This is a genomic window from Intestinibacter sp. (assembly GCF_051866655.1).
In the GTDB taxonomy this organism is placed as follows: domain Bacteria; phylum Bacillota; class Clostridia; order Peptostreptococcales; family Peptostreptococcaceae; genus Intestinibacter.
Map to the genome: position 1 here is coordinate 1 of NZ_JBJDXL010000391.1, position 3,103 is coordinate 3,103.

6 protein-coding genes are annotated in these 3,103 nt (G+C 31.9%); 4 read left to right on the forward strand and 2 right to left on the reverse strand.

What is annotated here, in order from left to right; all coding sequences use genetic code 11:
• Position 1 precedes the first annotated feature (1 nt).
• Both ACI3VO_RS11750 and ACI3VO_RS11755 read right to left on the reverse strand, forming a co-directional pair.
• Positions 2-241 (reverse strand): DUF1653 domain-containing protein, encoded by a 240-nt coding sequence (locus tag ACI3VO_RS11750; RefSeq protein ID WP_320624242.1) that lies wholly within the window; start codon positions 239-241, stop codon positions 2-4.
• An 18-nt stretch (positions 242-259) separates the two neighbouring features.
• Complete coding sequence (locus ACI3VO_RS11755; RefSeq protein ID WP_439758095.1) at positions 260-625, reverse strand: VOC family protein; 366 nt, start codon at positions 623-625, stop codon at positions 260-262.
• A gap of 305 nt (positions 626-930) precedes the next feature.
• On the opposite strand from ACI3VO_RS11755, the gene ACI3VO_RS11760 reads away from it, so the two are divergent.
• The 4 genes from ACI3VO_RS11760 to queF all read left to right on the forward strand — a co-directional run.
• Positions 931-1,359, forward strand: a complete 429-nt coding sequence (locus tag ACI3VO_RS11760; RefSeq protein ID WP_439758096.1) for a 6-pyruvoyl trahydropterin synthase family protein — start codon at positions 931-933, stop codon at positions 1,357-1,359.
• 1 nt (position 1,360) lies between these two features.
• Positions 1,361-2,023: a putative 7-carboxy-7-deazaguanine synthase QueE gene (gene queE / locus ACI3VO_RS11765; RefSeq protein WP_439758097.1), complete on the forward strand. Its 663-nt coding sequence runs from the start codon at positions 1,361-1,363 to the stop codon at positions 2,021-2,023.
• Positions 2,024-2,037: 14 nt separating this feature from the next.
• A complete protein-coding gene (gene queC / locus ACI3VO_RS11770) occupies positions 2,038-2,718 on the forward strand; it encodes a 7-cyano-7-deazaguanine synthase QueC (protein WP_439758098.1) in 681 nt (226 codons plus the stop codon).
• Positions 2,719-2,720: 2 nt separating this feature from the next.
• Positions 2,721-3,103 (forward strand): preQ(1) synthase (queF, locus tag ACI3VO_RS11775; protein WP_439758099.1); only part of this gene is annotated, 383 nt, incomplete at its 3' end.

Sequence of the window (3,103 nt, forward strand, 5' to 3'; positions counted from 1 at the left end):
ATTATTTTCCATCATATAACTCAAATCTATATTTTTGATTTGTTATATTATCTTCTCTTCCTGGTTCAACCTCTTCCATAAACATTTCTAGCGGTCTTACAAACATACCATAAGGTGGGTATAAAGCTTGATAAGAAACTAATTTTTCGTCGGTTTCCGTATGTGTCACGATACTGTGAACATAATATAATTTTCCTTTGAAATGTCTATATGGTCTTTGTACTTCTATCTTTCTAGTCATAAATTTCTCCTAATCCTTCTATATTTGTTCTATTAATTGTATTTTTATACCATCTGGATCATTTACAAAGAAAAATTGAGTTCTAATATTTGGAGAAATTATATCAGTAGCTTCATATCCCATTGATCTTATTTTTTCTAAATAAGCTTCTATATTTTTAACTGCAAAACCTAGTGATATTCCAGAACCATGTTGTGGCTTTTGTCTAAAATCTTGTATAAGCTCTATTTCTGTACCTCCATCTTTATCAGCTAAAAACGCCAATAGCTTATCTTCTTGATCTGTCATAAATTTGCATTTGAGTTCAAGTCCTGCAACTGCTTGGTAAAATTCTATAGATTCTTCTATATCACTTACCATTATAGTAGTATGCGCATATCTCATTTAAAACGCCTCCCTTTTATCTTAGTTAATATAAAATTTTAATAACTTACTTTATATTATACTTCACAAACTTACTTTTTTAATTAATATTTTACAACTTTGAATATTTATGTTAATGTATTATAGTACAAAAACTTAAGAGACAGTTCATTAAGACCATCCTGTCTATAAATAAAACTAGGCTAGCAAACAAAAAGGTTTATTTTTTTGCACTAGTTTTATTGTGCAAAGAAATAAACCTTTTTTATTTAGAAGATTAAACAATAATAATTCATATACAAAATATTTTATTTGGGAGGTAAGCGATGTTTAAGATTAAAAGTCAAATTGAATTCGATATGGCTCACTACTTGAGTGGGTACAACGGAAAATGTTCAAATTTACATGGTCATAGATATAAATTAATAGTTTCAATCAAAAGTGAAACACTTCATCAAGAAGGTCAGCTTAGAGGAATGGTAGACGATTTTGGAAATATAAAAGAAAAATTAAAGGAAATTGAAGACCTATTCGACCACAAGCTTGTTATAGAAAACAATGAAGAAGGTCTTTTGCTAGCAGAAAAGTTAAAAGAATTACCTAATTCCTTTGATGTTTTACTAGTTCCATATAGACCTACTGCTGAAGAAATGAGCAGGGATATATTCCACAAATTAAAAACTATGGGGCTAGATGTTTGTGAAGTAGAATTATTTGAAACACCTACAAATAGCTGTACATATGCGGAGGACTAATATGTTTAATATTATAGAAAAATTCGTATCAATAGACGGTGAAGGTCCTAGCGCTGGCGAGCTCGCTACATTTATAAGATTTCAAGGTTGCAACTTGAGATGTGCTTGGTGTGATACTACTTATTCATTTGATAAAAGCGAGATAACAGAGGTTTTATCAGCTGAAGAAATCTATAGCTATATCAAAGAAACAGGTGTGTCAAACGTAACATTAACAGGTGGTGAACCTCTGTTTCAAGAGAATATAGACGAAATCTTATCACTACTAAATGACGATAAAAGCCTTACAGTACATATAGAAACTAATGGGGCAATTGATATTTCACCTTTTAAAGAAAAATATCCAAATCTAATATTTATATTAGACTACAAGCTTCCATCTAGTAATATGACTGATTTAATGGTATTAGAGAACTTCGAGTACGTCGGAAAAACAGATGTTTATAAGTTTGTATTAGGCAGTAAGGATGATCTTCAAGAAGCTTATAAAATAATAAATAAGTTTGATTTAACAAACAAATGCTTAGTATATTTTAGCCCCGTTTTCGGAGCTATTGAACTAGAAGACATAGTTGAATTTATGAAAGAGAAAAAATTAAACAAGGTCAGACTTCAAGTTCAACTACATAAAATAATATGGGACCCTAATATGAAGGGTGTTTAAAAAGGAGAAAAATTATGAACAATAACAATAATAACAATGCAGTAGTTGTTTTCAGCGGCGGTCAAGACTCTACTACTTGCTTATTTTGGGCTTTAGAGAGGTTTGACAAAGTTATCGCCGTAACTTTTAACTACAATCAAAGACATAAATTAGAAATAGAATGTGCCAAAAACATCGCAAAGGATCTTGGTGTTGAACACTATATATTAGACATGGACTTACTTAATCAATTAGCACCAAATGCTCTAACTCGCAACGATATAAAAGTCGAAGCTGGTAAAGACGGCGAACTTCCATCTACATTTGTTGAAGGCCGCAACATGGTATTTTTAACATTTGCCGCAATCCTTGCAAAAACTAAAAACGCTAGACATATAGTTACAGGTGTATGCGAAACAGATTTCAGTGGATACCCTGACTGTAGAGATGTATTTATAAAATCACTAAATGTAACTGCTAACTTAGCTATGGATTACGACTTCGTAATTCACACACCTTTGATGTGGTTAGACAAGGCTCAAACTTGGGAGTTAGCAGATAAATACGGAAAGCTTAATTATGTAAGAGAAAAAACTCTAACTTGCTACAATGGAATCATAGGTGATGGATGCGGAGAATGTCCTTCTTGCAAGCTTAGAAAACACGGTCTAGATACTTACCTAGAACAAAAACATAAAAACGAGAAAGGAGTTTAAATATGTTAGAAACAGGAAGAAAAAGTAAAGAACTAGAAGGCTTAAGCTTACTTGGAAACCAAGGAACTAAATACGAATTTGGATACAACCCAGATGTACTAGAAACCTTTGACAACAAACACCCAAACAACGACTATTTTGTAAAATTCAACTGCCCTGAATTCACAAGTCTATGTCCAATAACTGGACAACCAGACTTCGCAACTATATATATTAGTTACATACCAGGTGAAAAGATGGTTGAAAGTAAATCATTAAAATTATACCTATTCAGCTTCAGAAATCACGGAGACTTCCACGAGGACTGCATAAATATAATCATGAAAGACTTAATCAAGCTAATGTCTCCAAAATACATAGAAGTATGGGGCAAATTCACTCCAAG